The 2,031-nt window shown below is 58.7% G+C and carries 5 protein-coding genes; 1 reads left to right on the forward strand and 4 read right to left on the reverse strand.

The genetic code is table 11. The annotated features are described in order from the left end of the window. From GXX82_11440 to GXX82_11450, 3 genes are all read right to left on the reverse strand, one after another. Positions 1-503: alpha/beta hydrolase (locus GXX82_11440; protein ID NLT23650.1), on the reverse strand; the 503-nt coding region annotated here is incomplete at its 3' end. Positions 504-569: 66 nt separating this feature from the next. Beyond that, positions 570-1,199 carry a LysE family translocator gene (locus GXX82_11445; GenBank protein NLT23651.1) on the reverse strand — a complete coding sequence of 210 codons (630 nt, stop codon included), beginning with the start codon at positions 1,197-1,199 and terminating at the stop codon, positions 570-572. Continuing rightward, on the reverse strand, positions 1,196-1,588 hold the full coding sequence (locus GXX82_11450; protein ID NLT23652.1) for a hypothetical protein: 393 nt from the start codon (positions 1,586-1,588) through the stop codon (positions 1,196-1,198). The genes GXX82_11445 and GXX82_11450 overlap by 4 nt, the downstream gene beginning before the upstream one ends. Before the next feature lie 50 nt (positions 1,589-1,638). On the opposite strand from GXX82_11450, the gene GXX82_11455 reads away from it, so the two are divergent. Further along, complete coding sequence (locus tag GXX82_11455; protein ID NLT23653.1) at positions 1,639-1,752, forward strand: sulfur carrier protein ThiS; 114 nt, start codon at positions 1,639-1,641, stop codon at positions 1,750-1,752. Positions 1,753-1,891: 139 nt separating this feature from the next. Here the strand turns inward: GXX82_11455 and GXX82_11460 are convergent. Then, a partial coding sequence (locus GXX82_11460) for a FadR family transcriptional regulator (GenBank protein NLT23654.1) occupies positions 1,892-2,031 on the reverse strand: 140 nt, incomplete at its 5' end.

The following is a 2,031-nucleotide window of genomic DNA, read 5'->3' on the forward strand; positions in this document are numbered from 1 at the left end:
AGGCTGGAGATGCTCGGGAAACCGCTTTCGATGATGAGCCCGTTGATGCCGGCACCCTGGTCGTAGGCGATCGCGAGGGCCGAGACGCTGCCGAGAGACCTGCCCATGATCCACAGGTCGTCCCGCAAACCCCTTTCCGCGAGAGCGGTCTTCACGGACTCATAGACCTTCCGGGAATCGCGGGACATGTCGGCAACGGTCGGCGTGCCGTTGGATTTCCCGTAGCCGCGGTAATCGACGACCACCAGGTTAAGGCTGTGTTTGAAGTAGAACAGGGCGATCTCGTCATAGTCGCTTACGACCTCGCCATTACCGTGAAAATAGAGGATCCAGGGCCGGGAGCGGTTCTTGTCTTCTTCGTAGAACCGGCAGTGGAGGGCCACCGCTTCCGCCACGGGAATGAAATGGTCGAAGGCGTATCCCGGACAGGGGCCGGATTCGTCACGCGGATAGAACACGTATGACAGGACCTCCGGTACGTCTATCTTGCTGTAATCGGGCATGACGTTCGCTCCTCTCGATAACGATCTTGCAGACTTCGATATTCTATCCGCCCCTGTGCCGTGCTTTCAAGGAAATTTGGCGATCACCCTGAGGAGGACAAGGCCGTCCCTGACGAGAAAGAGGGCAAAGACAAAAAGGGCGAGGCCGAGAAGCCGCATGATCAAGCGGTAGATCTTTCCCGTGAGCACCTTCTTTGTCCTGCCCACGAGGACCGCCACGAGGACCTTGGCGCCGACGAGGCAGACGAAGAAGCACAGGACGAAGGCGGCCGCCGTCGCCAGGCTCTCCTCGCTGGCCCTGACCATCATGGGGGCGCCGACGGCGATCCAGAAGATGTACGGATGGGGATTCAAGGCATTGACGATTATCCCCCTGCCGAGAGACCGGGCCTGTCTTTGAGTGAGGTTAACCCGGGGTTCGGGTGCCCGGAACGTCTCCCAGGCGAGGTAGACCACGAATAGCCCCCCGAGAATGGATATCCATCCCAGCACGGTGTGGGCGCGGGCGAAGCGGGACAGGACGGAGACGGCAAGAGTGATGACAAGGACGTCGGTGACAAGGGGCGCCAGGGCGACCTTGATCCCCTCTCTCACGCCATGCATCACCGTCTGCGCGATGACAAGCGTCAAGAGCGGCCCCGGCGAGAAACCCGACGACAGGCCGAGTATCACCGCGGCGGTGACGAAGGCTGTCATGAACGGTCCCGGGATCGTTCCGCTTCCCGTATCATTCGGATGAGAAGGATGGGCGCCGCAAGAATGAAGAGGGTGGCGGGGTCGAGAATGGCGGGGATAAAGACCCACACCCCCAGGGTGTCCCCGGCAAAGACATAGGCCATGATGGAAAAAACGATGGACAATACGTGGATCGCCGAGCCCTTCCGGTATACCTCGCCCCGTCTCTTCTTCACCATCCTCAGAGCGTAATTGACGATGTTCGTCACTGAGACGAGACAGGAAAGGGCCAAAAAGGCGATCCCGATGGAGAGCATGTCCCTGTTAGTGTAACGGCCCCACTTTCCCCTGTCAATGCTCCGGGGGGTAAGGGGATAGGACCTATAGGAGATATAGGACCTATGGGACATATAGGACGCTTGGGACGTATAGGACGTGACGGAGAGGCCCTGTTCTTTTGGTGGGTTTTTGTGGCGGGCGGGCCAACCGCTTCATCCACCCCCAGGCCTACCATACAACGCTGATCTCCGAAGGCGACAGGATCGAGTTCATAAACCCCGACTTCGGAGGGTAGTAAGACCGTTTCAGGTTCCAGATTTCAAGTTACAGGAAGAAAAAAGCCTTCCATGTTCCAGGTTTCAGGCAAGAGACTGCTGGAGCTTGCATTTCTTGTTTTTGACCTGAGACCTGAGACTTGGGACCTGAGACCGTCGTTACGCGGTCTTCGTCTTGTGGTATTCCTCTTCCATTTCCATGAGGTTCTTGCCGAAGGCGACGGCGTGCTTTTCCATCTCCTGCGCCGCGCCCTCGGAGTCGCCGGCGATGACGGCTTCCACGGCGGCGTCGTGGAGAC

This window comes from Syntrophorhabdus sp. (assembly GCA_012719415.1).
GTDB lineage: Bacteria > Desulfobacterota > Syntrophorhabdia > Syntrophorhabdales > Syntrophorhabdaceae > Delta-02.